This window comes from Chryseobacterium sp. KCF3-3 (assembly GCF_045865955.1).
Taxonomy (GTDB): domain Bacteria; phylum Bacteroidota; class Bacteroidia; order Flavobacteriales; family Weeksellaceae; genus Chryseobacterium.
Genome location: NZ_AP035792.1, coordinates 3,692,290 through 3,715,961, shown reverse-complemented (window position 1 = coordinate 3,715,961; position 23,672 = coordinate 3,692,290). Strand labels below are relative to the sequence as shown.

Below are 23,672 nucleotides of genomic sequence, written 5' to 3'. Positions count from 1 at the left end.
GAATTTAAGATAAGTTAAGCTTCATCAAAGATGGATAAAGTATACCGCTGAATAAAATGCTTCAGCTATAATCTTAATTAGTCTTAACCCCTTAAAAACCCTTAATGGTTTAAAACAATTTCAAATTAAATCCTATTCCACTAACATCAAAAACTAATCGATATGAGTGAAAATCATCACGAAACCTACGAAAATATGACCGACAGGCAGAAAAACCGCACCATCTGGAGCGTGATCACCGCCTCATCCCTCGGAACATTAATAGAATGGTATGACTTCTACATTTTTGGAAGTTTGGCCGTTGTTTTAGCTACCAAATTTTTCCCTGCTGACAATCCTACAGCTGCCTTTTTATCTACTTTGGCAACTTTTGCTGCCGGATTTGTGGTAAGGCCTTTCGGAGCATTATTTTTCGGGAGACTGGGAGATATTATCGGAAGAAAATACACTTTCCTTGTTACGTTACTGATTATGGGATTTTCCACGTTCCTGATCGGATGTATTCCAAGTTATGAAACCATTGGCTTTATGGCTCCGGTTTTGGTTTTAATTTTAAGATTACTTCAGGGACTTGCTTTAGGAGGTGAATATGGAGGTGCAGCCACGTATGTTGCAGAATATGCCCAACCTCATCGCCGTGGATACTGGACTTCATGGATTCAGACGACTGCAACAGCCGGACTTTTCATTTCATTAATTGTCATTCTCATCACTAAGACAACGCTGTCTGCAGAAGAATTCGATACCTGGGGATGGAGAGTTCCATTCTGGATTTCTATTCTAATGGTTGCTGTATCTTACATCATCAGAAAGAATATGAAGGAATCTCCTCTTTTTGCGAAAGCCAAAAGCGAAGGTAAAACCTCTAAAAATCCTTTAAAAGAAAGTTTTGGAAATAAATATAACTTCAAGTTTGTCCTATTGGCTTTATTCGGAGCAGCGATGGGACAAGGGGTAATCTGGTATACAGGGCAGTTCTATGCGATGAGTTTCCTTCAAAAAGTAATGAATGTAGAATCTGCACAAGTGGATTCATTGATGGCAACGGCTTTATTTTTAGGAACACCTTTTTTTGTATTCTTCGGATGGCTATCTGATAAAATCGGAAGAAAAGCGGTGATGATGACCGGAATGTTAGTTGCTATTTTAGCCTACAGACCCATTTATGACAGCATGTTCAAGAGTGTCAACCTCGAAAATAAAACGGTTGCAGCCAACGGGATTACCGAAAAAAGAACGGCAAAAATCCACAATGATATTGCAACAGACAGTTTAGTTACTTTTCACAAAGAAACTCTTTATACCGATGGAACCTTAATCAAAAAAGACAGTATTGTTCACTGGTCGCCTGCAGGAGTTGTCATGAAAGACGGAAAAGCTGAGGAAGCCAAAGTTTCTCAAAGTTTAAAATTAAGTGATGACACCAAATGGTATCTTATCTTCCTTGTATTCATTCAAGTGATATTTGTGACTATGGTATATGGACCAATCGCTGCTTTCCTTGTCGAAATGTTCCCTGTGAGAATCCGTTACACTTCAATGTCATTGCCTTACCATATTGGGAACGGAGTCTTCGGTGGACTTCTTCCGGCGGTAGCAACTTATCTGGTAACCACAGGAAAAGAAGCAGGACATGCGACATGGTATCTGGAAGGGCTTTGGTATCCGATTGGAGTCGCTACAGTGTGTTTGATCATCGGATTATTTTATCTTAAAAATAAGAACAATAATCTTCACGATTAGGTACTGAATCACTCAAATTTTTATTAATTTTAAAACTACTAAAATGAACGGACTAAAAAAAATATTAGGCATTCTCTGGATTGCAATAGCAGTAATTGTAGGCTATTTCGGAATTACGGTATTGGGAATCCCAAAAATCGCATCCGGAAAACAGGAAGATCTGGTTTTTGGCATCATCATTCTTTTTGTGCTGATGCCGATTATCTCAGGCGGAATGGCCATTTTCGGTTATTATGCCTTAAAAGGAGAATATTCTGACGATAAAATTTAAAAACAATAGAGATAATTGATGAATGCAGTGATTCATCAATTATCTTTTATTAAAAATCATTTATGAAAAAAAGACACGAGCAAAAACTTATCATACTGAGTGTAGGGCTTATGATTGCTTTCAGTATTCCTATTTCATTGCTTTTCAACAGTGACAGGGAAGTCTTGGGCTATCCTATGATCCTGATCTATCTGTTCGTGATCTGGATGATCTCCATTGTGATTTCTTTTGTAATTGTAAAAAGGCATGATGAGTAGTTTCGCTTTATTTTTTGTTGTTCTGTTTTACCTGGCTCTTCTTTTCTTAGTTGCTCATCTGGCAGAGAAGAAAAGGAGTAAAGTATGGATCAACAATCCATATATCTACGCTTTGTCTCTTGCAGTATATTGTACTGCATGGACCTATTATGGAAGTATTGGCGTGGCAGCTACAAGCGGATTAAACTATCTTCCGATTTATATTGGCCCTATTATGATTATTCCGGCGTGGATCTACATCAATACCCGGATTGTAAGAATTTCAAGAGTCAATAAAATAAGCAGCCTTGCCGATTTCATTTCATTGAGATACGGTAACAGCAGAAGCCTGAGTGCAATTATCACAGTAGTCTGCCTTCTGGCCATAGTTCCTTATATCGGACTGCAGATCAAAGCTATTTCTGAAACCTTTCATTTGGTGACAGAAACACCTATGTCTAAAGATATTCTAACGGACAATGCAACTTTTGTAGTGGTTTTAATTGCACTATTTTCCTCTTATTACGGAACACGATACGTGGATGCTTCGGAAAAAAGGCTGGGAATTATCTCCGCCATTGCTCTGGAAAGTTTTTTGAAACTATTTTTTATCATTATTCTTGGACTTTTCGTTATTTATTATGCTTTTGATGGATTCTCTGATATTTATGAGAAGGCAAGTAAGTTCGAAGATTTTAAAGAAAAAAATACATTCAACGGAATTGAAGGAGCCATGAACTGGATGGTTCTCTGTATGATTTCCGCCACAGCGATCTGCATTCTTCCGAGACAGTTCCACACTGCAATTGTAGAAAACAGACAGGAAAAGCATATCAGAACAGCCATTTGGTTTTTCCCGCTTTATCTTTTAATTTTTACCATATTCATTTTCCCGATTGCATGGGGAGGAAGATTAATTTTCGATGGACAGAAAGTAAATCCTGAGTTCTATTCTATTCTCATTCCACAGCATTTTGATAATACTTTAATCACAGTGCTTGTTTTTCTTGGTGGATTAAGCTCATGTATTTCCATGATTATTATTTCTGCCATTACTTTATCCATCATGCTTTCCAACAACCTTATCATTCCATACGGATTGCTGGGAAAATTAAAATCTGAAAGCGAAGAAAAAAATACGAGAAGCATCACCAACATCAGAAAGTTCAGCATTTTTGCCCTGATTATTATGGCTTTTGCCTTCTATAAATATTTCATTCTAAAAACATCACTGGATTCCGTAGGATTAATTTCATTTGTTGTCATCGCACAATTGGCTCCTGCATTTTTCGGGGCCTTATTCTGGAGAAGAGGAAGTTATAAAGGTGCTGTTACAGGTCTTTTAGCCGGATTAGTGATCTGTTATTTTGGATTAATTATTCCTCAGTATTATTTTTCCTACAATCAGGAATTCAAAGGAATAATCAGGGAAATGTATGATGCTTTCGGCTTTTTTACCATTCCTTATTTAGGGAGAATTCCGCAGATCTTTTTCTGGTCAATGCTGGTCAATACAAGTCTGTTTACTATTGTTTCCGTGAGTTCAAAAGGAAATTACCGTGAGAGAAACTTTGCTGAATTGTATGTAGATATTGACAAATATATTCAGAATCATGAAAATGCTTTCATCTGGCGTGGAACAGCTTATATTTCAGACATTCAGAATATTCTGGAACGTTTTTTAGGCAAAAATAAAACAGAGCAGGCCTTAAGAATTTTTAATTTAAAATATAATATTGATTCAAAAACTGAAACTGCGGATTCAAGATTTATCAAATTTTCAGAAAACCTTTTAGCCGGAAGAATCGGTACAGCTTCCGCAAAAATACTGATCGAAGGAGTAACCAAAGAAGATAAAATATCTTTAAAAGAAGTTTTAAATATCCTTGAAGAATCAAAAGAAAATATCAGCTTAAATAAAAAACTTACTGAACAGTCTGAAGAATTACAAAAACTCTCAGATGACCTAAGAACAGCTAACGAAAGTCTGATCATCAAAGACCGTCAAAAAGACGACTTCCTGGACTCTGTTGCGCATGAGCTCCGAACTCCAATCACTGCCATACGCTCTGCCGGAGAAATTTTAGCCGATGATGATGATATTCCTTTTGACATCAAACAGGAGTTTTTAAACAATATCATTACAGAATCTGACAGATTAAGCGAAATCATCAATGATATTCTTTATCTGGACAAATTACAGCATGGCGAAATCTCTTTACACATTCAGGAAAATAACATTATTGAAACGTATAAAAAAGCATTAAACCCTCTCCTTCATCTGATACAGCAGAAAAATATTCATTTGAGTGAAGTTAATCTCCTGAATCATTTTATATTTGAATATGATGAAGCGAGAATGATTCAGCTGTTTCAGAATATCTGGGGAAATGCCTTAAAATTCACAGAAGAACAGGGAACAATCCAGACTAAATTATTTGAAAAAGACCAAGAGTTGGTAATTACCATTTTCAATACCGGAAAACATATTCCGGAAGAGGATCTGGAAATGATTTTTGACAAGTTTTATCAGTCGAAAAACCAGAATATTTTAAAGCCTACAGGAAGCGGACTGGGACTGGCCATTTCCAAAAAAATAGTACAGGCACACGGAGGAAATATAAAAGCAGAAAACAGCGGATTGGGTGTAACTTTCACCATCAGCCTTCCTGAAAAAACTAAAAAAGAGATTATAAATGAAGTTGAACACCATTAAAACCTTCCTATGAGAAAGATAATTATTGCGGATGACGAACACAAAATATTAATGTCGTTAGAATACAGCTTTAAGAAAAACGGATACGATGTCTATATCGCCCGTGACGGAACAGAAGTCCTTGAATTCCTGAAAACAATGATTCCGGATGTTATTCTTCTCGATATTATGATGCCTAACCTTGATGGTTACAGCACACTCGATCTCATTAAGCAGGATGAAAAAATGAAAGACACCAAAGTGATTTTTCTGAGTGCTAAAAACAATCCAAGAGATATTGAAAAAGGATTGGAAATGGGAGCAGATGCTTACGTTACCAAACCCTACTCGATTAAGAAACTGATGCAGCAGATTGAGGAGATGTTTTGACACATCAAATAAACCATTAAGAGATTGCTTCGCCTTTGGCTCGCAATGACATGCAGATACGCAACACAACTATTGACCTTGATATTGATATGAATACAGATACCTTATTTAAACAAAGCATAGAAAACAAAGAAGACTTCTGGAAAAAACAAGCAGAAGAAATCAAATGGTTTGAGTTTCCGCAACAGATTCTTTCAAATGGTGAAAACGATTACCCACAATGGTTTTCGGACGGAAAACTTAATATGTGTTATTTGTGCATTGACAAACACATTGAAGACGGTTTCAGGGATCAGTTAGCAATTGTTTACGATTCTCCTGTAACCCATCAGAAGAAAACCTATACTTTCCATCAGGCAAAAGAAGAAATCTCAAAACTGGCAGGAGGATTGGTTTCTCTGGGATTAAAAAAGGGAGACACTGCTGTTATTTATATGCCTATGATTCCGCAGACGCTTTTTGCTATGCTGGCTTGTGCAAGAATCGGGGTTATTCATAATGTGGTTTTTGGAGGCTTTGCTCCACATGAGCTTGTTGTGAGAATTGATGACTGCAAACCTAAAGTTTTAATTACCGCTACAGCCGGTGTGGAAATTGCCAAAAGAATCCCTTATCTGCCGTTGGTAGAAAAAGCAATTGAACTGGCACAGGATAAAGTAGACAATATCATTGTATACAACAGAAAATTAGTAGATAATCAAGATGAAATGTTCGAGGGATTGATTGATTATGAAGAACTGGTAGAAAAATCTACTCCAGCAGACTGTATTTCTGTAGAATCTACTCATCCGCTTTATTTGCTTTACACCTCGGGAACTACCGGAAAGCCTAAAGGTATTGTTCGTGATACCGGAGGTTATGCTACGGCATTACAGTTCTCAATGAATTATGTTTATGGTGTAGAACCAGGAGAAACCTATTGGGCAGCTTCAGACTTTGGATGGGCCGTAGGGCACAGTTTTTCCGTGTACGGACCATTAATCAACAGAAATACAACGATAATTTTTGAAGGAAAACCCATCATGACTCCAGATGCAGGTACTTTCTGGAGAATTATTTCGGAATATAAAATTTCGGTGATGTTTACGGCTCCTACCGCCATCAGAGCGATTAAAAAAGAAGATCCCAACGGAGAACTGGTAAAAAAATATGACCTCTCGCATTTCAAAAAACAGTTTCTGGCTGGTGAAAGATGTGATGTAGCCACTTTGGACTGGTTTGCAAAACATATTGGTGTTCCCGCAATAGATCACTGGTGGCAGACAGAATCCGGCTGGCCTATGCTTGGATTGCTGACTCACGATGAAAGTTATCAGATCAAAAGAGCATCAGCTGGGAAACCTGTTCCAGGATATGACATTAAAATCTTTGATGAAAACGGATTGGAACTCGATCCTCACCATGAAGGTTATCTGGTAATCAAACTTCCTCTTCCACCCGGTGCCATGCTTGGAATATGGAAAGATTACGGCCGTTTTGAAAGCAGCTATCTGTCTCAGTACAAAGGATATTATTTTTCTGGAGATGGTGCCATTCAGGATGAGGATGGCTATATTTTCATTACAGGAAGAGTGGATGATGTGATCAATGTAGCGGGGCACAGGCTTTCCACTTCTGAAATGGAAGAAATTGTTTCATCCCATCCCGATGTTGCAGAATGTGCGGTGGTAGGTATTGATGATGATTTAAAAGGACAGGTTCCTTTTGCCACGGTTGTTTTGAAAAACGGTTCAGCTATCTCTGAAGAAGACATTGAAAAAGATATCATTCAGATGGTCCGCAACAAAATCGGAGCAGTGGCTTTTCTGAAAAATGTAATGGTTGTCAAACGCTTGCCTAAGACAAGATCGGGAAAGATATTAAGAAAACTGATCCGAACACTGCTTGACGGAAAAGATTTTCAGATTCCGTCCACCATTGATGATGAAAAAATCATTGATGAAATTCAGGAAAAAATCAAGGAATATAGAGGCTAAACGGGAAATTAGACTTAAATTTAAATACATGTTTAATTCAATAAAAAAATTAAACCATTAAGAGAAATAAAGATGTTAAGGAAAATTAAGTTCATCCAAGATGAATAAAACAAATAGCTTACTCTATGACTTCAACAATATTAAATCATGGAGTTGTTTAAACTTATCAAAAATATTGGATCTTTCTTAAACCATTAAGAAAGATTTAAGCAGTAAAGCATAGTTAAGTTAAGATAAATCATTCTGATTTTTAAGCTTAAAGCGAAGCTCACCTTAATGCAATCTTAATGGTTCAAAAATGTTAAACAAGTTCCATTTAAAATTTAATGGCTTAAAAATCAAAACATAAAAAATTATCAAAATAAAATCAATAAAAACGAAAGGGATATGAGAAATTACTTAATAGAAGATTTACCACAATATTTTGAAGACTATAAGAAGTCTATCAAAAATCCTAAAAAATTCTGGGATAAGGTAGCGGATCAAAACTTTGTGTGGTATCAAAGATGGAGCAAGGTTGTTAAGTACGACATGAATGAAGCTAAGATCACCTGGTTCAAAAATGCGAAACTCAATATTACTAAAAACTGTATCGACAGACATCTTACCATAAGAGGAGAAAAAACAGCAATCATCTGGGAACCTAACGATCCTAAAGAAGAAGCACAGCATATTTCTTACAATGAACTGTATACACGCGTTAATAAAACAGCCAATGTTTTACGCGATATGGGAATTGAAAAGGGAGACAGAGTCTGTATTTATCTTCCCATGATTCCTGAGCTGGCCGTTACGATGCTTGCCTGTGCAAAACTGGGCGCTGTACATTCTGTTATTTTTGCAGGATTTTCTGCTTCTGCAGTGGCTTCAAGAGTCAATGACTGTGAAGCCAAAATGGTCATCACATCAGACGGAAGCTACAGAGGAAATAAAGTTCTGGATCTGAAAACTATTGTAGACGATGCTCTGGAAAAAACGCCGACTGTTGAGAAAGTTCTTGTTGTAAAAAGAACCCACAACGAAATTAAAATGAAAGAAGAGAGAGATTACTGGATGGCTGATTTATATGAGAAAGCTTCTGCTGATTTCGTTACCGTCATTATGGATTCCGAAGATCCGCTTTTCATTTTATATACTTCCGGATCTACAGGAAAACCAAAAGGAATGCTGCATACCTGTGCAGGCTACATGGTGTACACCGCTTATACCTTCAAAAACGTATTCAATTATAAAGAAAATGATATTTATTGGTGTACCGCAGATATCGGATGGATTACAGGACACTCTTATATCCTTTATGGACCATTATTAAATGGAGCGACTACCGTAATCTTTGAAGGCGTACCTACTTACCCTGAACCTGATCGTTTCTGGGAAGTGATTGAAAAACATAAAATCACTCAGTTTTACACCGCTCCTACCGCCATTCGTTCTTTAGCAAAAGAAAGTACGGAATGGGTGGATAAGCATGATTTGAGCTCTCTGAAAGTAATCGGATCTGTAGGAGAACCTATCAACGATGAAGCATGGCACTGGTTCAATGATCATGTAGGAAAGAAAAAATGTCCGATTGTGGACACATGGTGGCAAACGGAAACAGGAGGAATTATGATTTCACCATTACCTTTTGTAACACCTACCAAACCTACTTATGCCACTCTCCCATTGCCTGGTGTACAACCTGTATTAATGGATGATAAGCGAAACGAAATTACAGGAAATCAGGTGACCGGAAATCTTTGTATCCGCTTTCCATGGCCGGGAATTGCCAGAACCATCTGGGGTGACCACCAAAGATATAAAGAGACTTATTTTACCGCATTCCCTGGAAAATATTTTACAGGTGATGGCGCTTTGAGGGATGAAGTTGGATACTACAGAATTACAGGCCGTGTAGATGATGTGATTATTGTTTCAGGGCACAACCTTGGAACAGCACCTATTGAAGACAGTATCAACCAGCACCCTGCCGTTGCTGAATCTGCTATTGTAGGTTATCCACATGACATCAAAGGGAATGCATTGTACGGTTATGTGACACTTAAAGAAACCGGGGAAGGACGTGATAAGGAAAATCTGAAGAAAGAGATCAACCAACTGATTTCAGATCAAATAGGACCTATTGCAAAACTGGACAAGATACAGTTCGTTTCCGGGCTTCCAAAAACACGTTCCGGAAAAATTATGCGTAGAATCCTGAGAAAAATTGCCGAAGGTGACTTCAGTAATTTCGGAGATATCAGTACGCTTTTAAATCCTGAAATTGTTGAGGAAATCAAAAACGAAAGAATATAAATTTTATCAATTTTTTAACCAATAGAAGCTCTGGAAATGATTTTCAGGGCTTTTTATTATAGAACAAGAAAATTATCATAGATGAAGACACATATTATCCCTAGCTACCGCACGATTGCACCGTGTGAAACCTATACTACCAATCCAATATCTATCAGGTGTGATGTTGATATATTAACTTAGAATAATAAACAGTTTTAACCACACGAAAGGATTCGTGCGGTAGCAGGGAAAATATAAGATCATTAAAAAAGAAAAGTTTTTAGGAATTCAAGCTGAGGTTTTGATCTATAGTTTTAACCACACGAAAGGATTCGTGCGGCAGCAGGGGATGTTGATATATTAACTTAGAATAATAAACAGTTTTAACCACACGAAAGGATTCGTGCGGTAGCAGGGTTAAAAATGTAAGATCATTAAAAAAGAAAAGTTTTTAGGAATTCAAGCTGAGGTTTTGATCTATAGTTTTAACCACACGAAAGGATTCGTGCGGCAGCAGGGGATATTATTTATTTTTTCTGGTAAATTAAAAAAATAATGCTTTAGAATTTTCCTTTGCTACTTTGGGCATTAAGTATGATGATAAGGCAACTTTGAAATCCTTCGCTGGCACGAGCATCTCGCTCGTTTAAAAAAAACTTGCAAGTTGTGAGTTTTTTTGTTTGTGACTTTCTATTTTAAACAGAAACCAAAAACGAAATAGACATCAAGATTTCAAAAAGCCCCATATTATCCAATTGTTAAAATTAAACACCCGTTCAACAACTATTCTTAAACATTATCATTATCTATTGAAAACTGAATATTAATTAACAAATTATATTGACTCAAATACAATGATAATAAGAAAATTATTACTAACTTTAATGAGAACTTTAAAACCAATTAACTATGTCACATATATTAGCTGGAGTATTTGGTCATCACAGCGACTACAAAAAACTGGAAAGTGATCTGGAAAATTCAGGATTCGGAACTTCAGATTACATTGTATACCTTAATGATGGTTCCGGTAATTCCCAATATTTGGCAAGCGTTACCGTAAATGATCTTAATCAGATAGATCTTGCACGAAATGCATTTGTTCAGAATGCAGCATTGAAATCCTATTTATTCGAAAATATGAAGATCAATGAAACCAATTACGATACCATCAAAAGGTATATTGATGCAAGAAACAGAGCTGAAATCCACACCAGTCCCGAAATTAAGATTAAAACGTCAAGTGACGGCATGAATTCTGAAGTAAAATTCTAATCGATATAAAATCTAATAGCCGGAGATCCGCAGTATATGCTGCGGATCTTTTATGTTTGAAAAAACTAAAAAATTTCGTATTTTCGTCTTATTATAGGCATGTGCACAAATGAGCTACGATTTAGAACAAGAGAATAAAGAGATCCTTGCCAGATATAAGGACCTGATTTCTAACACATACAGAACATTGGATGAGGAAAACAATAAACTCATCCGAAAGGCATTCGATATTGCGCTGGATGCCCACAAGGATCAAAGGAGAAAATCCGGAGAACCTTACATCTACCACCCTATTGCTGTTGCTAAAATTGTAGCGACAGAGATTGGTCTGGGTGCTACTTCTATTGCCTGTGCGCTTTTGCACGACGTAATTGAAGATTCCGATTATACCTACGAGGATCTGAAGAAAATCTTTGGTGAGAAGATTGCGAATATCGTGAATGGACTGACCAAAATTTCCATCATGAACCATCAGAATATTTCCGTACAGTCTGAAAACTACAGAAAACTGTTATTGACATTATCTGAGGATTTCAGGGTGATTCTGATTAAAATTGCTGACCGTCTTCATAATATGAGGACTCTGGAAAGCATGGCTCCGGACAAGCAGAAAAAAATTGCTTCCGAAACGGTTTATATCTACGCTCCAATGGCTCACCGTCTTGGGTTGTACAACATCAAATCTGAGCTTGAAGATCTTTCTTTAAAGTATAACAGCCCCGAAGTATACAACGAAATCACGGAAAAATTGGAACTGGCCAAAGAAAGCCGTGAAAGATATATCGAGGAATTTAAGAAAGAAGTATCTGAAAGACTTCATGAAGAAGGCTTAAACTTTAAAATCAAAGGCCGTGCAAAAGCGATCTCTTCCATTTACAGAAAGATGCTGAAACAGGGCGTTTCCTTTGAAGAAGTTTTTGACAATTATGCCATCAGGATTATTTATAAATCGGATGCAAAAAATGAAAAATTTCTGGCATGGAAGATCTACTCTATCGTTACGGACGTATACCACAGTAACCCTTCAAGAATGCGTGACTGGATTACACAGCCCCGTTCTACAGGATATGAAAGTTTGCATTTAACCGTTTTAGGGCCGGACAGAAAATGGATTGAAGTACAGATCCGTTCGGAAAGAATGGATGAAATTGCTGAAAAAGGGGTCGCTGCTCACTATAAATACAAAGAAGGTTACAAACAGAGTTCTGATGACAGAAACTTTGAAAAATGGGTGACCGAGATCCGCGAAGTCCTGGAACAGCAGCAGAACCTTTCTACTTCGGAACTTTTGGATAATATTAAACTTAATTTATATTCCAAAGAGGTATTTGTCTTTACGCCAAAAGGAGAAATTAAAATCCTTCCGACTAATGCTACCGCTCTGGATTTCGCCTTCTCTGTCCACTCCGATCTGGGAATGAAATGCTTAGGTGCCAAAATCAATGGAAAGCTGGTTCCTATCTCTTACATTCTTCAAAATGGAGATCAGGTAGACATTCTTTCTTCACAGAATCAGAAGCCAAAATCTGACTGGCTGGAATTTGTAGTAACTTCGAAAGCCAAATCCAAGATTAAAAGTTATCTGAACTCTCAGAAAAACCAATTGGTAGAAGAAGGAAAAGAAATTCTGCAGAGAAAACTTCGTCATGCGAAAATCAATTTTAATGATGAAGAAATTAATAAACTTCAGAAGTTCTTTAATTTAAAATCATCTCAGGAGCTCTTCCTTAAATTCCAAAGTAATGAACTGGATGTAAGCAGCCTGAGAAAATATATAGAAAGTAAAAACGTATTCAATAACTTACTTTCAAGATTCAGAAAATCACCTAATAAAAGCCAGCATTTTGAGGATCCGAAAGAGGAAAACCTTGACATGATTGTCTTTGGGAAGGACGAAGAGAAGCTTAACTACACGTATGCAAAATGCTGTACCGTGATTCCGGGAGATAAAATCTTCGGATTCATCACGATTTCAGACGGAATCAAGGTGCATAGTGATAACTGCCCGAATGCCATCAATCTGAGAGCTCAGTATGATTACCGTGTTATTCCGGCCAAATGGGTGAATGCGGAAAGCTTCAAGAACAGAGTAAAAATTGAAATTGAAGGACTTGACAGAATGGGAATGATTAATGATATCACAACTGTTATCAGTGGAAGTATGGGGATGGATATGAAAAGTATGTCTATTGAATCCAACAATGGTGTTTTCACAGGAAATATCAACCTCGAAGTCAAAAATAAAGGTCAGTTAGAAGAAACCTTTAAAAAACTTAAAAATATTAATGGTGTTTCCAGAGTGAGACGAGTACAATCGTAAACATGAATTTATCTCTTTATTTTAAAAAATTTTTCAACAACAGTCAGTCCTCAGGAATTATTCTTATTTTCTGTGTACTTATTTCATTGCTTATTGCCAATTCATCTGCTGCAGAGAACTTTCAGCATTTTTTAGACCAGGAAGTAGGAACTCATCTTTTTGGATTAGAATATCCTGTCAGCATCTGGATCAATGACGGATTAATGGCAGTTTTCTTCCTTCTGGTAGGCCTTGAAATAAAACGTGAACTTGTAGAAGGTGAATTGTCATCCTTTAAAAATGCCTCCCTTCCTATTTTTGCAGCGGTAGGCGGAATGCTTGTTCCTGCGGTAATCTACAGCATTTTCAACACAGGAACGGAATACAGTAATGGTTGGGGAATTCCTATGGCAACCGATATTGCATTTTCCCTTGCTATCATTTCGATGTTAGGTAAAAAAATCCCTAATTCTATCAAAATATTTTTGGCAGCATTAGCTATTGTAGATGACCTGGGAGCGATCCTCGTAATTGCAATTTTCTATACAGAACAAATCCACTGGAGTTATCTTCTTTTATCTTTTGGAGTGACTGCCCTGCTTTTTATTTTAAACTTTTTAAAAGTAACCAAAACAATATTTTACATCATTCCGGGATTGTTCTTATGGTATTTCCTTCATCATTCCGGAATTCATGCGACGATAGCAGGTGTTTTGCTTGCATTTTCCATTCCTACCAATGCTTCGAACGTAGAAATTTCACCATTGGAAAAGCTGGAGCATCAGCTTCATATTCCGGTAAGTTTTCTGATTATGCCCATATTTGCTTTAACGAATACCAATATTACTTTTTCCAGTGAAATGGTGGCAGGAGTTACAAGTACATTAGGATTGGGAATTATCTGTGGATTGGTATTGGGTAAGCTGATTGGGATCAATTTATTTTCATTGATTGCCATTAAATTAAAACTCAGTTCCCTTCCTCAAAACAGTAACTGGCTACAGATGATTGGTGTAGGATTGTTAGCCGGAATCGGGTTTACCATGTCTATTTTTATTGCATTGCTTTCTTTTAAGGGAGAAATTCCGATTCAGGATGAAGCGAAGTTTGCGATCCTGATTGCGTCCTTTATCGCTGCAATTGCCGGATTTACCATACTCAGCGTAAGCTCAAAAGAAAACCCTGAACTGGAAGAGAATTAATCTTTCTTCCGGTTCTCCAATTTTCTTTTATGTTCCTCATCACTATCAAAATCAGGTTCAGTAATCTGGGCATGATATTCTGAGGCTTCTTTCTCGATCTCATCAGACAACAGCTTTTCTATTCTGAGTTTTCTAATCGCCATATTCAGCTCATTTCCGAATAAAAGGAGATATACATTAACATTCACCCAAACCATCAGTAGAATCATACTTCCAATAGAGCCATAAAGTACGTTATATCGGGCTATATCCTTTACATAAATGGCAAAAATATACGTTGTAACCACAAACAATACTGTGGTAAGAATAGCTCCTGGAACCGCTTGTCGGAATCTTGTAATCTTCACAGTTCCCAGCCAGTAAAATAAAGTCAGAAGTATAAAATAAAAAAGCGGAAAAGAAACAAACCCGATAATTTTGGAAAGGTTGTCTACAAGCCACGTTACATCATAAGCCGGAGTAAAAAGCTTCATTACAACCTCTGCATAATATACTCCGAACAGGGCTAGAAAAACGATGGTGATAAAACCTATTGTAATAAAGAAGGAAAGGATAAACTCTTTTACATCACTTAATTTTTCATCTGTATTTTCATTAAAACCGTTAATCAGGGAAAATGTACCATTGGTCGCGAAAATAAGAGCCAGAAGAATGGTTAGGTTACTGATTCCTTTCATGTTTGGAATGATATTGCTTACAATGTATCCTTTCACGTCTCCTTCCATGTTGGAAGGAAAAACATTATGCATCAGTACATCAAAAATATAAAACTGAAGCTCATCATATAGTGGCATATGAGGCAGTACAGAAAGCAAAAACAGAATAAACGGAAAGAGGCTTATGGTAAAGCTCCACGAAATTGCAGCTGCTTTTCTTCCTATTTTTCCTTTAAAAATTCCGGAGATATAGATCTGAAACATCTGCCAAAGTGATATTCCCAAAACAGGAATATGAATGCTGTCAAAAAACTCTTGAATCTTTAAAATAAATTTAGGAACCTTTACACTCATCGATCTGTTTGTCTTTATACAAAGGTAGGAGAATTAAATTAAATAGGGAAAAGATAGGTGGCAGATGTTAGGTAGCAGGTGGCAGGGTTTAGGGATTAGGGGGGAATTTGAGAGTTTGAGAGTGGGAGGGCTTTAGAGTTTAAGGTTTAGAATCTAAGGTTCAAGGTAACCCGCGACTAATATAACTTGCAACTCGAAACCCGAAACAAATAACCTTGAATCCCGAAACTACAACCAAAAAACCAGCAACAAATTAGCCGCTAAACCCTATCTTTGCACTCTGAAAATTCTTACAATGCGAATCAGTTTACTTTGTATCGGTAAAACAGATGATAAGGAAATTACCTCTTTAATCAATTATTATCTCAACCGCTTACCCAAACACTGGAATTTTGAAATCACAGAAATTCCGGATGTAAAAAATGCCAAAAACCTATCCCCTGACCTTCTTAAAAAGGAAGAAGCCAAGTTATTCTTAAACCATATTGACAAAAACGATCTGGTTGTGATTCTTGATGAAAAAGGGAAACAGTTTACCAGCCGTGAATTTTCTCAGAAAATTGATACCTGGATGAATTCTTCTGTAAAAAAAGTACATATTCTGATTGGAGGAGCCTATGGCTTTTCTGAAGAGATCTACACCAGAGCCAATGAAAAAATGTCTTTATCCAAAATGACGTTTACCCACCAGATGATCCGTCTGTTTATTGTAGAACAGCTTTACCGTGCAGATCAGATTTTACAGGGGAAACCTTATCATAACGATTAAAACAAAAGAGGCTCTCAAGAATGTCATTCTGACGAAGGAAGAATCTCACCAATACAATTTATGAGATTCTTCACTACATTTCGTTCAGAATGACATTTTTTAACAACCTCCTTTTTTATTTCAGACTGATCTGTCTCTTGGCTTCACCCACTACAAAAGCAACGGAATTGGCAATATTAAAGCTCCTGATGAGTTTCGACATAGGAATGGTTAAATGATTTTCAAAACGGTCCAGAACCTCTTTACTCAGTCCCACACTCTCCTTTCCGAAAACCAACCAGTCTCCATCCTGAAAATCAGTTTCAAGATATGATTTTTCGGCATGTGAACTCATTAAAAATACCCGTGACTTATCAGGGATACTTGTAATCCATTCTTCCACATCTGCATATTCAGTAACATCGAGATGCACCCAATAGTCCAATCCCGAACGTTTCAGATTTTTATCATTAATTACAAATCCAAACGGATGAATCAGGTGTAATCTGCTTTCGGTTCCTACACATAATCTTCCGATATTTCCAGTATTATTAGGTATTTCAGGTTCTACAAGAACAATATTCAACATCTTTCTATCTCTTTCGTTTTTTAGTATGGATTTATTTAAATGATTTGGGTAGAGTATTTTTTAATTTACTTCTTTACACATTTAGCATAAGAATCAGTCAGGACTGCTTTTTCATACCCTAAAGCGACCGCTTTATCCAGATTTTCACAAGCTTCCTTAATTTTGGAAGTGTCCATCAGAATCATGGCTTTGCTTACATAAGACTGGGCAAATTTTGGGTCTATGGAAATCGCTTTATTGGCATCTGTAAGAGCTTCTTTATATTTTTTCATTTTAAAATAGACGTCTGCTCTGCCGTTATAAAGTAATGATTCCGGTTTTTCAGCAATAAGTTTATTATAATCTTTTAAAGCTCCGTCAAGGTCACCATTATTCTTTTTCAGATTGGCCAACCCTGTTTTTGCAAAAATATTATCCGGAGCAAAAGTCAGAATCTGATTTAGATCTTTGATAGCAAGTTCTTTTTTTCCCTGACTGTCGTAAATTTTGGAACGTGTAAGATACAGATCCGGAGTTTCAGCATTCACCTGAAGTCCTTTTTCTATATATTCCAGTGCTTTTACCTTATTTCCTTTCTGGCTGTAAAGCGATGAAAGATTTACGTATACAGAAACGGATAAGGGATTTGCTTTCAGAGCAGAATCATAGGATTTAAAAGCCTGAGTCGTTTTTCCAAGCCTTCTCTGAGCTGTACCCAGATAATCGTAATATTCAGATTGAAATTTTTGGATCTGTTCTTTTTCTGCCAATTTTAAATACTGCTCTTCTGCACATTTATAATCAGCTTTTTGGAAGCACTCTTCGGCCAGTTTTTTATTCTGGGCATAGAAATTAAAGGAGAAAAAGAGGGAAATTACGGCTAGTAAAGTTTTTTTCATGAATTTATAGTTTGTTTGTTGATCACTTTTTTGGCGAGTGCACCAAATATCACTCCCAATAAAGATCCAACAAACGCCCCCACCAAAATATCTATCGGGAAATGCACTCCTAAATATATACGGCTGTAGGAAACCACTATAGCCCATACAAATATAGCATATGGAAACCATTTAAGTTTATTTTTTAATAAAATACTTAAAAAGGCAGCCAAAAAGAATGTATTGGAGGCATGAGCAGAATAAAACCCAAATTGTCCACCGCATTTCACGATTCTCATATGATGTTCCAGAGTAGGATCATGACACGGTCTCAACCTTGCCACACCATATTTAAAGACACTGGCCAACTGGTCAGAAACCGTTGCCCCAATAGCCAAAAATATAAGGATAAAAACTAATGATCTTAGTTGATAATTTTTGTATAAAAAATAAAGAAATATAATATAAAGAGGCACCCAGATCCAGGTACTTGAAATCAGCATCCAAAACTGGTCGAAAGATGAATCGCCCAAATTATTAAGGTAAAGAAATACCTTCTTATCTTCCTGAATGATTTCCTCCATCGTTATCTGCTTACAGGTCCTTCGTAAGTCTCATCATCTGCCGGTTTCGGTTTTGGAGGCTCATTAGAAGCCACTGAAGAAGGTTCCGTCAGAATATCTTTCTGAATATCATTCATCGGGTTGAAATCCTTTGCAGCATCTTTTACTTTCTCAATCTCACGTTTGATTTCAGAAACAGGATTATCCGTTTCCTTCATGATTTCAGTTTTGATATCTTCTACTGCTCCACGCATCTTTCTAACGCCTGCACCTAAGTCACGCGCAATCTGAGGCAGTTTATCCGGACCGAATAATACAACGATTGCAATGGCAATGAGTGCCATTTCTCCAATGCTTAATTCCATGGCGTAAAATTACGAAAGATTATTGCATTTATGGAATGTAAACTAAAAATTTAAACAAATTTTAAGATTTTATAATGAAGTTCAGGGTTCAAAGTTCAAAGTTCAAAGTTTAATGTTTAATGTTTAATGTTTGGTGGACGGGTTGCGGGTTTCGAGATTATTTTGGTGCAGGTTGCTTGGAGACGAGTTTTTGGTGTTGGTACGAGTTTCAAGTTTATTTTGTTACGAGGTGCGAGGTGCTGGTTTTTTTTATTCCTGTTTACCCACAAGCTTTAAACTCAGAACCTTGAACCCTCAAACTCTCCCACTCTCAAACTTAACTACCTGACATCTGCAACCTGCAACCTCTACTTATTAATTAACAAATATTTAATTCAAAACAATGAGAATTACACAACAATTCTGTATATTTATAATGCACAACCAAATAAATATTAATTATGAAAAAACTAGTGACTACTTTTAAAGTTTTCGCCGTGTTATCGGTATTGGCATTCCAAAGCTGCCAGAATGAAAACAACGAAATGAGCCAACAGGAAGCGGTTCAGGCTAAGACAACCATAGATGAGCTGAAAAAAGAAATCACTCCTTCTTCTTCTCAACTTGTTCCTGAAGCAGTACAGCTTCAACTGAATGAATCCACCAAAAATCTTGAAACTTATTTAAAAAATGATTTACAAATTGTTGGAGTGGCTGTATTAGGAAAAATTTCAACCCAACAAGGGGTAGAACTTTCCAAAAAACTGATTACAGATAAAGATCAGTTCATTGCATCCGGAAATATTATGGATCCATCTTCTGTAAAAATCGGAAAAATTGGAGATTTGTATAATGGTGAGGATTTAACAATCGCACAACAAGGGTTAAAAGAAGCCATCACCGAAGAAGTAAAACCAGGCACCCAGGTTATGGAAGTAACATGGAACGGCAAAAACGGGAAATTTACCACCTTATGTTTTTATGGTGATTCAGGAATTATCTGGGATAATATCTTCGGAGGTCTTGTGATGATGGATACCCGTGGAAATTCGGAAGCATCGAACAATCAGGCTTCAAAAGTGGTTTCTACATGGTATAAACAATGGTGGACAGCCAACTGGCTTTGGGGTTCTAAACGAGGTGAAGCAGGATATCAGATTACCATTTATTATTCAGGGTCTACGGTGTCCAATGCAGATGTAAGTGACTGGGGATATATCAGTTTAGGAAAAGCAAAAAGTGAAAGTAAGATTACCAAAAAGACAGGAGCTTACGGACAATGTCGTTATGCACTGGGACTTTGTACACCTACAGGTTCTTTGAGCTTTAATTCCACTAATTTCTCTGTATCATTCTCCGGATTGGGCAGTAATATTGTAAGTAACGGGACAAAATCCCTTTATCCATAATAGTTATCCTCATAAAAATCAGATTTTAATCAAAACGGGAAGCTCACTGAGCTTCCCGTTTATTGTATTTTATAAGTTCTACCAGATCCTGACTTTTGACTTCAATGCTTCTATTGCATTTTCTTTAAGTCCGAAAGTATTAATCAATATCTCATAGAGCTGTACATCATTTTCTATCCTTATAGATTCTTTTTCACCATCATCAGACCGGATATTCAGTACATGGTCTGTATAAGTGTAGCGGGCATTCTCATCTACTTTTGAAAGAATCAGTCTGTTCTTAAAATGAGAATCCGGATGAGTAGACAAATACCAGTTGGAAATATCAAGATCAATAGGTTCTACATACTCAGGAATAAATCGGTACACCGGAAGCCATTGTTCTTTCCACATCCAAAGTGTATAGGTTTCTTCTTTATGGGAAACTTTAAATATTCCGTTGGGTGTTTGCTGCTGTTCTTCTTCATTTAAAAGTACTGGTGCAGTAAGGGTGGCTGTTCCAAATCCGCAGTCTACCACATATTTTTCTTCTTCAAAATCAACAATAAGCAATAGATGAGTCTGCGCAGCAATACTATCTTCCTGTCTTCCCCACACTACCCTTCCAAGCTGGAGTTTTACATTGAATCCTAATTTTTTTAAAACTTCACTTAAAAGCAGATTTTGTTCATAGCAGTATCCACCTCTGGATTCAATAACCAGTTTTCTGAAAACATCATCTACATTCAAAGAAGGAACAATTCCTGTATAAGAATCAATATTCTCAAAGGGAATATACTTGGGATGGAGCTGATGTATTCTTTTCAATGTCTCCAAACTCAATTCCGGACTTCCGGAGAAATGAATCCGTTCAAAATACTTTTCCAGTTCTGATGTATTCATAATTTGGTTTTTCCTGTTTCAACAATGAGTAAAACTATTTCACTCATGTAAAATTATTGAAAGATGTAACCCAAAATCATCTATATCTCATCAATAGAACAAATCTATTTAATGAAAATCTTTTTTTGAAGTCACATCAACTAAATTTTTATTTTTCTTCTGAAAAGCAGAATAGGTAATTACCACGCTGATTGCCATTAAAATAAAAGCTAAAAAGAAAGGTGCACCGGAAAATTTGAACGGCGCTTCATCATGGGTGAAATAATAAAATAAATTAGTCATCATTGGAGGTCCGATAATGGATGTAGCACTCATTAAACTCGTTAATGCTCCCTGAAGTTCTCCCTGTTCATTGGAAGGAACACTTTTCGTAATAACCGATTGTAAAGCCGGTCCGCAGATTCCTCCTAAACAATAAGGTACGAGAAAAACAAACATCATCCAACCTTCTGAAGCAAAGGCAAACAATAACATTCCTACCGCATAGAAAGCCAATCCGTAATAAATACTTTTCTGTTCTCCCAGTCTTGGGGTTGTATATCTGATAAGACCACCCTGTACGAGACCTACCAACAAACCTACAACTCCTAAGGAGATTCCAACCATTCTTTCTGTCCAGCTGAACTTATACATGGTAAAGAAACTCCAGTTGCTCTGTACAGCATGACCTGCAATATAGATTAAGATCAAAGAAACAATCAAACCTGAAATTTCAGGGTGTTTCCCTAAAAACTTAAATGAACCAATGGGATTGGCACGTTTCCAGTCGAATTCTCTTCTTTTATCTTTATCCAAACTTTCAGGAAGAATGAAGTATCCATAAAGGAAATTAAGCAGACACAGGCCGGCAGCCGCATAGAAAGGAACTCTGGCTCCATAATGTCCAAGAACTCCACCCAGAACAGGTCCTATGATAAATCCGAGCCCAAAAGCAGCACCTATCAGGCCGAAATTCTTAGCTCTGTCTTCATCCGTGGAAATATCTGCAATATAAGCACTGGCCGTGGTGACACTTGCTCCTGTAATCCCCGCAATAACTCTTCCCAAAAATAACCACCAGATCGTGGGAGCCAGTGCAAGGAAAATATAATCTACTGCAAATCCGAAAAGAGAAATTAGAATGATGGGTCTTCGTCCGTATTTATCACTAAGGTTTCCTACTAACGGAGAGAATATAAATTGTGTAAATGCATAGGCAAATCCCAACCAGCCACCATATTTTGCGGCTTCACTAATATCTGCATGAATAAGTTCCTCAATTAATTTAGGAACAACAGGAATGATGATTCCCCATCCTGTAATATCGATCAGTAAAGTAATAAATATGAAGCCTATAGCCGCTTTTTTCTTTGAATTTTCCATGATGGTGCAAAATTAATCAAATCTGAAAAATAATGATTCTAAATTATGAATACTTCATATAAATTTTAAAAAGCAAAAAGACTAAAACGTTATTAAATAATATATTACATTTACCACAGCTTTATTTTTCCCGCATTTTCCTACCGAACATAAAGAATAAACCTGCTCCAAAAATGAATTTGAAACAGGTTACTATCCTTAATTAGAGACCAATCTTAGTTGCTGTTCAACGTTGTGTATATCATTCTGTTTGTTATGATACACTTAATCAAACAACTTTGTTTTACCGTTACTTTTACCACATTGCTGTATTGATAAGCCGTTGTGTTTCCGTTCAGAACAGATCTTACTCCCCGACGGTAATAAGCAGTTTGTGTAATAGGCGGAGCATCATAAGTAGCAGATGTAGCGTTGGTAATATTTACAAATGTTACGTTATCTGCGGAGCTTTGCCACTGATATTCTGCAGAACCACTTACCTGCGCCGCTGTAGTCTGACTAAATGCAGCAGGATCATTGCTGATATCCATACATATTGTCTGATCCGCTGAAATAGTTCCGGGAGCATTCACTGAGTTGACAAAAAGTCGTCCCACAGTAGAAATTGCCTGGAAGGAACAGGTATGGAAGCTGGAATTGGCAACAACTCTGTACTGATTATTGTGAAATCCTGCAGGAACATTATTAATACTAAGAGTAGATGAAGTGACATTCGCATAGTTGAACCCGTTTGCAAGATTAGTCCATGTACTTCCGATAAGAACCTGCCACTGATAGGTAATATTATCCGGTGTTTCATCTGTAGAAGTATTATTGATTACCGCTGTCATCGTTGTAGATCCTCCGGCAGCAACTGTTTTATCAGAAGGCTGAGACAGAAAGGTCATAGGAGCCAGATAATACTCTGAAAGAATGTTATATACTCTCATCTGGCTGAAGGAAAAACCAATACCAATAGCTTCTCCGAAAGCCAACTGCACTTCATCCCATGCAGCTGTCGGAATTACTTTAATAATTCTTCGCTCCTGATTATCTCCGAAATCAAAGAAGAAATGCCCGTTGATACCAGTACGATAGACTTCCTGCCCATTATTGTAGAAAACAAAATTCCCCCCATTAAAACTGGGATTAAAATTGAATCCATCGGAAGCAAAATCAATATAAACAGGTTTATTAGCCTGAAAATCGGCTCCCGAAGTTCCTACCCCGATATACATACTACAGAATAGTCCGGCACCAGTTCCTGGTTTCAAAGATGCATATGAGTTGACATCCGTATCCGTCATATTATTAGGATTAACAGCTTCTTTTCCTAATCTGAAACAAAGAAAACCACCATCACTTGAACTTGAGGTATTGGTATCCAATAATCTTCCACATCCACCATTGGGAAGGGCAACCATCTCCTGCGATGCCACTTTGCCTGATACAAAAAGACATATTACCATAAGCAAACAGCGTACTATTGAAATTGTTTTCATCATCAATAATTTTTAAAGTTAATTATACGTGGTAGACACTCATCCCTGGATAAGGATGATCAT

20 protein-coding genes are annotated in these 23,672 nt (G+C 36.9%); 12 read left to right on the top strand and 8 right to left on the bottom strand.

Annotated features, from left to right (window positions below; all coding sequences use genetic code 11):
- Positions 1-162: 162 nt before the first annotated feature.
- From ACKTTZ_RS16670 to nhaA, 10 genes are all read left to right on the top strand, one after another.
- On the top strand, positions 163-1,743 hold the full coding sequence (locus tag ACKTTZ_RS16670) for an MFS transporter (protein ID WP_051934342.1): 1,581 nt from the start codon (positions 163-165) through the stop codon (positions 1,741-1,743).
- 43 nt (positions 1,744-1,786) lie between these two features.
- Positions 1,787-2,014 (top strand): DUF6814 family protein, encoded by a 228-nt coding sequence (locus ACKTTZ_RS16665; protein WP_034696261.1) that lies wholly within the window; start codon positions 1,787-1,789, stop codon positions 2,012-2,014.
- A 62-nt stretch (positions 2,015-2,076) separates the two neighbouring features.
- A complete protein-coding gene (locus ACKTTZ_RS16660; RefSeq protein ID WP_034696262.1) occupies positions 2,077-2,271 on the top strand; it encodes a hypothetical protein in 195 nt (64 codons plus the stop codon).
- Entirely contained in the window at positions 2,264-4,966 is a 2,703-nt protein-coding gene (locus ACKTTZ_RS16655) for an ATP-binding protein (RefSeq protein ID WP_407849174.1), read from the top strand. The genes ACKTTZ_RS16660 and ACKTTZ_RS16655 overlap by 8 nt, the downstream gene beginning before the upstream one ends.
- 9 nt (positions 4,967-4,975) lie before the next feature.
- Entirely contained in the window at positions 4,976-5,335 is a 360-nt protein-coding gene (locus ACKTTZ_RS16650) for a response regulator (protein WP_034696265.1), read from the top strand.
- An 89-nt stretch (positions 5,336-5,424) separates the two neighbouring features.
- A complete protein-coding gene (locus ACKTTZ_RS16645; RefSeq protein WP_407849172.1) occupies positions 5,425-7,311 on the top strand; it encodes an AMP-binding protein in 1,887 nt (628 codons plus the stop codon).
- 387 nt (positions 7,312-7,698) lie between these two features.
- The gene (acs, locus tag ACKTTZ_RS16640; RefSeq protein ID WP_407846057.1) at positions 7,699-9,606 is read left to right on the top strand and encodes an acetate--CoA ligase; all 1,908 of its coding nucleotides are present in this window, start codon (positions 7,699-7,701) and stop codon (positions 9,604-9,606) included.
- A gap of 891 nt (positions 9,607-10,497) precedes the next feature.
- Positions 10,498-10,863, top strand: a complete 366-nt coding sequence (locus ACKTTZ_RS16635; protein WP_407846056.1) for a hypothetical protein — start codon at positions 10,498-10,500, stop codon at positions 10,861-10,863.
- A gap of 109 nt (positions 10,864-10,972) precedes the next feature.
- Positions 10,973-13,183: a bifunctional (p)ppGpp synthetase/guanosine-3',5'-bis(diphosphate) 3'-pyrophosphohydrolase gene (locus ACKTTZ_RS16630; RefSeq protein ID WP_034696272.1), complete on the top strand. Its 2,211-nt coding sequence runs from the start codon at positions 10,973-10,975 to the stop codon at positions 13,181-13,183.
- Between the two features lie 2 nt (positions 13,184-13,185).
- Positions 13,186-14,364, top strand: coding sequence for a Na+/H+ antiporter NhaA (gene nhaA, locus ACKTTZ_RS16625; protein ID WP_034696273.1), 1,179 nt, complete (start codon positions 13,186-13,188; stop codon positions 14,362-14,364).
- Here the strand turns inward: nhaA and ACKTTZ_RS16620 are convergent.
- The gene (locus ACKTTZ_RS16620; protein ID WP_407846055.1) at positions 14,361-15,374 is read right to left on the bottom strand and encodes a YihY/virulence factor BrkB family protein; all 1,014 of its coding nucleotides are present in this window, start codon (positions 15,372-15,374) and stop codon (positions 14,361-14,363) included. The genes nhaA and ACKTTZ_RS16620 overlap by 4 nt on opposite strands.
- 295 nt (positions 15,375-15,669) lie before the next feature.
- Here ACKTTZ_RS16620 and ACKTTZ_RS16615 point away from each other — a divergent pair, with 295 nt between their 5' ends.
- Positions 15,670-16,143: a 23S rRNA (pseudouridine(1915)-N(3))-methyltransferase RlmH gene (locus ACKTTZ_RS16615; protein ID WP_253317227.1), complete on the top strand. Its 474-nt coding sequence runs from the start codon at positions 15,670-15,672 to the stop codon at positions 16,141-16,143.
- Between the two features lie 115 nt (positions 16,144-16,258).
- Here ACKTTZ_RS16615 and ACKTTZ_RS16610 read toward each other — a convergent pair whose 3' ends face one another.
- The 4 genes from ACKTTZ_RS16610 to ACKTTZ_RS16595 form a co-directional block, all read right to left on the bottom strand.
- The gene (locus tag ACKTTZ_RS16610) at positions 16,259-16,711 is read right to left on the bottom strand and encodes a tRNA (cytidine(34)-2'-O)-methyltransferase (protein ID WP_034696276.1); all 453 of its coding nucleotides are present in this window, start codon (positions 16,709-16,711) and stop codon (positions 16,259-16,261) included.
- 65 nt (positions 16,712-16,776) lie between these two features.
- Positions 16,777-17,589, bottom strand: coding sequence for a tetratricopeptide repeat protein (locus ACKTTZ_RS16605; RefSeq protein WP_034696277.1), 813 nt, complete (start codon positions 17,587-17,589; stop codon positions 16,777-16,779).
- Positions 17,586-18,152, bottom strand: coding sequence for a phosphatase PAP2 family protein (locus ACKTTZ_RS16600; RefSeq protein WP_034696278.1), 567 nt, complete (start codon positions 18,150-18,152; stop codon positions 17,586-17,588). The genes ACKTTZ_RS16605 and ACKTTZ_RS16600 overlap by 4 nt, the downstream gene beginning before the upstream one ends.
- 2 nt (positions 18,153-18,154) lie before the next feature.
- Positions 18,155-18,496, bottom strand: a complete 342-nt coding sequence (locus ACKTTZ_RS16595; protein ID WP_034696279.1) for a twin-arginine translocase TatA/TatE family subunit — start codon at positions 18,494-18,496, stop codon at positions 18,155-18,157.
- A gap of 440 nt (positions 18,497-18,936) precedes the next feature.
- Here ACKTTZ_RS16595 and ACKTTZ_RS16590 point away from each other — a divergent pair, with 440 nt between their 5' ends.
- Positions 18,937-19,884 (top strand): hypothetical protein, encoded by a 948-nt coding sequence (locus tag ACKTTZ_RS16590; RefSeq protein WP_034696280.1) that lies wholly within the window; start codon positions 18,937-18,939, stop codon positions 19,882-19,884.
- A 78-nt stretch (positions 19,885-19,962) separates the two neighbouring features.
- On the opposite strand, the gene ACKTTZ_RS16585 is transcribed toward ACKTTZ_RS16590, so the two are convergent.
- The 3 genes from ACKTTZ_RS16585 to ACKTTZ_RS16575 all read right to left on the bottom strand — a co-directional run bounded on the left by ACKTTZ_RS16585 (position 19,963) and on the right by ACKTTZ_RS16575 (position 23,612).
- Positions 19,963-20,766: an arylamine N-acetyltransferase family protein gene (locus ACKTTZ_RS16585; RefSeq protein WP_407846054.1), complete on the bottom strand. Its 804-nt coding sequence runs from the start codon at positions 20,764-20,766 to the stop codon at positions 19,963-19,965.
- A 108-nt stretch (positions 20,767-20,874) separates the two neighbouring features.
- Entirely contained in the window at positions 20,875-22,128 is a 1,254-nt protein-coding gene (locus tag ACKTTZ_RS16580) for a TCR/Tet family MFS transporter (RefSeq protein WP_034696282.1), read from the bottom strand.
- Between the two features lie 215 nt (positions 22,129-22,343).
- Positions 22,344-23,612 carry a hypothetical protein gene (locus ACKTTZ_RS16575; RefSeq protein WP_407846053.1) on the bottom strand — a complete coding sequence of 423 codons (1,269 nt, stop codon included), beginning with the start codon at positions 23,610-23,612 and terminating at the stop codon, positions 22,344-22,346.
- Between the last annotated feature and the right edge of the window lie 60 nt (positions 23,613-23,672).

Bases quoted from the DNA above. Each gene is read 5' to 3' on its own strand.
- acs (WP_407846057.1), top strand. From the start codon at position 7,699: ATGAGAAATTACTTAATAGAAGATTTACCACAATATTTTGAAGACTAT.
- ACKTTZ_RS16650 (WP_034696265.1), top strand. From the start codon at position 4,976: ATGAGAAAGATAATTATTGCGGATGACGAACACAAAATATTAATGTCG.
- ACKTTZ_RS16655 (WP_407849174.1), top strand. From the start codon at position 2,264: ATGAGTAGTTTCGCTTTATTTTTTGTTGTTCTGTTTTACCTGGCTCTT.
- ACKTTZ_RS16575 (WP_407846053.1), bottom strand. From the start codon at position 23,612: ATGATGAAAACAATTTCAATAGTACGCTGTTTGCTTATGGTAATATGT.
- ACKTTZ_RS16605 (WP_034696277.1), bottom strand. From the start codon at position 17,589: ATGAAAAAAACTTTACTAGCCGTAATTTCCCTCTTTTTCTCCTTTAAT.
- ACKTTZ_RS16645 (WP_407849172.1), top strand. From the start codon at position 5,425: ATGAATACAGATACCTTATTTAAACAAAGCATAGAAAACAAAGAAGAC.
- ACKTTZ_RS16630 (WP_034696272.1), top strand. From the start codon at position 10,973: ATGAGCTACGATTTAGAACAAGAGAATAAAGAGATCCTTGCCAGATAT.
- ACKTTZ_RS16600 (WP_034696278.1), bottom strand. From the start codon at position 18,152: ATGGAGGAAATCATTCAGGAAGATAAGAAGGTATTTCTTTACCTTAAT.
- ACKTTZ_RS16620 (WP_407846055.1), bottom strand. From the start codon at position 15,374: ATGAGTGTAAAGGTTCCTAAATTTATTTTAAAGATTCAAGAGTTTTTT.
- nhaA (WP_034696273.1), top strand. From the start codon at position 13,186: ATGAATTTATCTCTTTATTTTAAAAAATTTTTCAACAACAGTCAGTCC.
- ACKTTZ_RS16610 (WP_034696276.1), bottom strand. From the start codon at position 16,711: ATGTTGAATATTGTTCTTGTAGAACCTGAAATACCTAATAATACTGGA.
- ACKTTZ_RS16660 (WP_034696262.1), top strand. From the start codon at position 2,077: ATGAAAAAAAGACACGAGCAAAAACTTATCATACTGAGTGTAGGGCTT.
- ACKTTZ_RS16665 (WP_034696261.1), top strand. From the start codon at position 1,787: ATGAACGGACTAAAAAAAATATTAGGCATTCTCTGGATTGCAATAGCA.
- ACKTTZ_RS16585 (WP_407846054.1), bottom strand. From the start codon at position 20,766: ATGAATACATCAGAACTGGAAAAGTATTTTGAACGGATTCATTTCTCC.
- ACKTTZ_RS16615 (WP_253317227.1), top strand. From the start codon at position 15,670: ATGCGAATCAGTTTACTTTGTATCGGTAAAACAGATGATAAGGAAATT.
- ACKTTZ_RS16635 (WP_407846056.1), top strand. From the start codon at position 10,498: ATGTCACATATATTAGCTGGAGTATTTGGTCATCACAGCGACTACAAA.
- ACKTTZ_RS16580 (WP_034696282.1), bottom strand. From the start codon at position 22,128: ATGGAAAATTCAAAGAAAAAAGCGGCTATAGGCTTCATATTTATTACT.
- ACKTTZ_RS16590 (WP_034696280.1), top strand. From the start codon at position 18,937: ATGAAAAAACTAGTGACTACTTTTAAAGTTTTCGCCGTGTTATCGGTA.
- ACKTTZ_RS16670 (WP_051934342.1), top strand. From the start codon at position 163: ATGAGTGAAAATCATCACGAAACCTACGAAAATATGACCGACAGGCAG.
- ACKTTZ_RS16595 (WP_034696279.1), bottom strand. From the start codon at position 18,496: ATGGAATTAAGCATTGGAGAAATGGCACTCATTGCCATTGCAATCGTT.